A 3,546-nucleotide genomic window follows, 5' to 3' on the forward strand; every position below is an offset into this window, starting at 1 on the left:
AGCTCGGCGCCGGCCTTCTGCGCCAAGATGATATAGAGCCCCCAGCAGGCGCCGGCGGCAAGCGCAAGCAGCACACCGATCGGGTCGAGCCCGCGGCTAATATCGGCGAACGGCGAGAGCAGCACGATGCCGGCGACGGCAAGCACCACCCAAACGAGGTCGAGAAGGCGCCTCGAGCCGAGTGCGGCGACAAAAAGCGGGCCGGTGAATTCGAGCGCCACGCAGATACCCAGCGGAATGCGCTCGAGCGCGGCATAGAAGAGCAGGTTCATCACGGAAACGGTGACGCCATAGGCGGCGAGCCAAGGCAGTCCCTTTCGTGTCGGCAGCACTTTCCATGGCCTGAGCACTGCCGCCAGCATCAGCGCGCCGATAGGAGCCTCAGCATCGTTGTGCCGTCCGCCCCAAGGACCGGAAACAGGCCCTTGGCGAAGGCCGCGCCAACCTGCACCGAAAGGATGGCACCAAGCAGGCCGAGGACGGGCAAGGCTCCCAGCTGCGCCTGCGGGTTTGCGATCGGCGTCGACGTCATTTCTTCTCCATCCCGCGGGGCCAGTCCGAGGTGGAGATAGAGCCTGGCGTGTCCCCTGTCGTGAGGCAACGGGGAGCGGATGCTGGGACAGGCCTATCAGGATTCGCAACTGGATTGCTGCGCCGCACAAGTCTTTGAAATTTAAAATACTTTTCACAACGCGATTTGAATAGTCTTTGGCCAAATGGGGCGTTACTGTAAGTATCGCCAAAACACCCGCTACGGTTGCCACAATGCCTCACAACATCTTTGGCGATAAATACTTGAAAAATCAGACCAAACGCCCATGAGCATTAGGACCATAGGCCAAACTCCCCAACTCAACTATCGTCTGCAACCCTCCAGATCACAGCTTTATTTCAGAGCTGTAAGCATTGTGTGTTGCGCCGCAACATTAGCCGGGACAGATGTTAACCAACATGGGCAGTGGAGGATGCCGCTACGTTGAGCCGAATGGGCATTCCGCTGACAGCCAAGGACGGTACTCTCGCCCCGGACGGAGATTCGTCGACAGGCAGAGCCGGCGTGCTTTGCAGGTCCAGCGCAGGATCTTACGGCGGAACCTGGGGACCCCGCCAATGACAGGTCAGCGCGACATCCAGCTTGACGCAGTGCGAGCAGTGGCCGTGACGCTGGTGCTTTACGCGCATTTCCTTGCGCCGAACGGCACCTCCTTCCTCGGCCATCTCGGCGTGCGGCTGTTCTTTGTGCTCTCCGGCTTCCTGATCACCCGACTTTTGCTGGACGCGCGTGACAGCAATGTATTCGCTTCCGGGCCAGCGCTGCGCGCCTTCTACTCCAGGCGCATAATCCGGATTTTTCCGCCCTATTTCGCCGTGCTGGCCCTGGTCTGGCTCACCAATCTGGAACAGTCCAGCTCGTCGCTTGCCTGGCATGCGCTTTATCTCTCGAACTTCTGGTATGCGCTGCGCAACGACTGGAACCCCTGGCTGCTCTGCCATTTTTGGAGCCTCAGCATCGAGGAGCAGTTCTATCTCGCCTGGCCGCTGATCGTGCTTCTGGCGCCGCGCCGGCGTATCGAGGCGATCACGATCGGCGTCATCCTCTTCTCGTTCGCGTACCGCTTCTACTGGCCGCTCACCGCCAACCCGGCGCTCGCCCGGGACCTGTTGCCGCCGGCCTCTATGGACGCGCTCGGCTGCGGCGCCCTGCTTGCCGTTCGCCGCGCCAGGGGCGCCGATGTGCCGCGCTGGATGCGGCTCGGCTGGCCGGCTTTCGCGGCCGTTTTCCTGCTCGTCGTCTGGTCCGATCCGGGACCGGCGAACTCGGCATGGGAGTGGGCGCACTGGACGCTGGTGCAGGTGCTGCCGCTGGTGCCGCTGGTGGCGATCGTCGCCGCCTGCTCCTACGGCCTCCACGGCAGGCTCGGCAAGCTGGCCGAACTGCCGCCGCTGCTTTTCCTCGGCCGCATCAGCTACGGCGTCTATCTCTACCACCCGATCCTTCTCGCCTACGCCGTCAAGGCGCAGCCCTGGATCCCGCTCAACGTCTCGGAGCAAGGGCCTGGCCGCTTCGTTGTCGCAGGCGCCGCCACGTTGCTTGCAGCCTCTCTCTCCTGGGCGCTGTTCGAAAAGCCGCTCAACGGTTTGAAGCGATATTTTCCTTATGTCGCGCGGTCGCGCGCGGGCATGGCGGGCGAGACAAGCTGGATAGGCCCGCCGGCCAGCGTGTCCGCCCTCGACCTGCAGCGAACCGAGGCGCGGCGATGATGGCAAGCGCCACTCCCCTCATCTCCGTGCTGCTGCCGGTCTACAATGCCGAGCCCTATGTCGGCGCTGCAATCCAATCGATCCTGCGGCAGGATTACAGCCGGCTCGAGATCATCGCCATCGACGACGGTTCGACCGACCGGTCGCTGGAGATCCTCGACCGCTTCCGCAAGGCGGACAGCCGCGTATCCATTGTTTCGCGCGAGAACCGCGGTCTCGTCGCCAGCCTCAATGAGGGGCTGGCGAGCGCGCAAGGCGAACTCGTCGCGCGTATGGACGCCGACGACTTCGCCTATCCCTGGCGGCTGTCGCGCCAGGCGGCGCTGTTTGCAACGCGCCCCGAACTCGGCTTCTGCGGCTCGGTCGTCGACATGCTGGTGCGTGGCCGTATCGCGCCCGGCAGGCTCGACCCGGTGTTCCGCCTCGACCTTGCCGCGCTCGCGAAATTCTTCACGATCTTCATGCACCCGACCGTGGTCTACAACCGCCGGGTGATCGGCGAGGCGGACCTTCATTACGACGCCGCCTACCGGCATGCCGAGGATTTCGACCTCTTCCGCCGGCTCGCCGACCGTTATCCGGCGGCCCTGATGGAGGAGAGCCTGCTGGTCTACCGCGTGCATTCCGGCAGCGTGACCAGCCGGCATGTGAAGGAGATGCGGCGCACGCATCTCCGGATCGTCGGCGAAAACCTCGAGCGCGAGGGTCTGACAGACGATACCAAGGACCTGCGCGCCATCGGCGATCGAGTTTCCTTCGCGACGGTGGCTGAGGCAGCAGCCTTCATCCGCGCGCTGGAAGAGCGGATTACCGCGCTGCCCGCGGCGCTGCGCCCGAGCTTCGAGGCCGGCGCGCTCAACCTCTTCTATTTCCTCTACCAACTCGTCAACGACGAGGAGCAACCGGCGCTGACGCATGAGCTTTTGACGCTTGCGGCGAAATGGAACGCGATCCGCCGCCGGGAGCAATATGCCTTGCGCCCAGGGGCCTGGGCACCGTGGCTCAGCCAGGCTTCGATGTGGGCCGGCAAGCAGGCCGACAGGCTCGCCTACCGCTTCAAATCCACGCCGGCGGCATCGGTGCTGGCGCCTTACAGGATGGAGGCGGCATGAGCAGCTTTGGCCGCGTCCACTCGCCGGCGGTGGAAATCGGCGAAAGCCGGCGCGACAGACAATCTCCCCTCACAAGCAGGGAGGTCAGCAGCCTCAGCGCTGAGCCCTCTCCATGAACGACGCGCGCCATCCCCTGCCGCGGCACCCGGCCCTGCCCGCCCCTCCCTCGCCC

General features: G+C 64.2%; 3 protein-coding genes and 1 pseudogene. 2 read left to right on the forward strand and 2 right to left on the reverse strand.

Annotated elements, in window-relative coordinates; translation table 11 throughout:
* Both EOA32_RS34910 and EOA32_RS39015 read right to left on the reverse strand, forming a co-directional pair.
* Positions 1 to 362: pseudogene (locus EOA32_RS34910) on the reverse strand (EamA family transporter); the annotation flags it as partial.
* Positions 362 to 532, reverse strand: coding sequence for a hypothetical protein (locus EOA32_RS39015; protein ID WP_189407629.1), 171 nt, complete (start codon positions 530 to 532; stop codon positions 362 to 364). The pseudogene EOA32_RS34910 and the gene EOA32_RS39015, both read right to left, overlap by 1 nt.
* A 578-nt stretch (positions 533 to 1,110) precedes the next feature.
* On the opposite strand from EOA32_RS39015, the gene EOA32_RS34915 reads away from it, so the two are divergent.
* Together EOA32_RS34915 and EOA32_RS34920 are read left to right on the forward strand one after the other, a co-directional pair.
* Positions 1,111 to 2,262, forward strand: a complete 1,152-nt coding sequence (locus EOA32_RS34915; RefSeq protein WP_128374119.1) for an acyltransferase — start codon at positions 1,111 to 1,113, stop codon at positions 2,260 to 2,262.
* Entirely contained in the window at positions 2,262 to 3,374 is a 1,113-nt protein-coding gene (locus EOA32_RS34920) for a glycosyltransferase family 2 protein (protein ID WP_128374120.1), read from the forward strand. The genes EOA32_RS34915 and EOA32_RS34920 overlap by 1 nt, the downstream gene beginning before the upstream one ends.
* Positions 3,375 to 3,546: the final 172 nt, after the last annotated feature.

The organism is Mesorhizobium sp. M1A.F.Ca.ET.072.01.1.1 (genome assembly GCF_004023325.1).
Lineage (GTDB): Bacteria > Pseudomonadota > Alphaproteobacteria > Rhizobiales > Rhizobiaceae > Mesorhizobium.

Bases quoted from the DNA above. Each gene is read 5' to 3' on its own strand.
- EOA32_RS39015 (WP_189407629.1), bottom strand. From the start codon at position 532: ATGACGTCGACGCCGATCGCAAACCCGCAGGCGCAGCTGGGAGCCTTG.
- EOA32_RS34915 (WP_128374119.1), top strand. From the start codon at position 1,111: ATGACAGGTCAGCGCGACATCCAGCTTGACGCAGTGCGAGCAGTGGCC.
- EOA32_RS34920 (WP_128374120.1), top strand. From the start codon at position 2,262: ATGGCAAGCGCCACTCCCCTCATCTCCGTGCTGCTGCCGGTCTACAAT.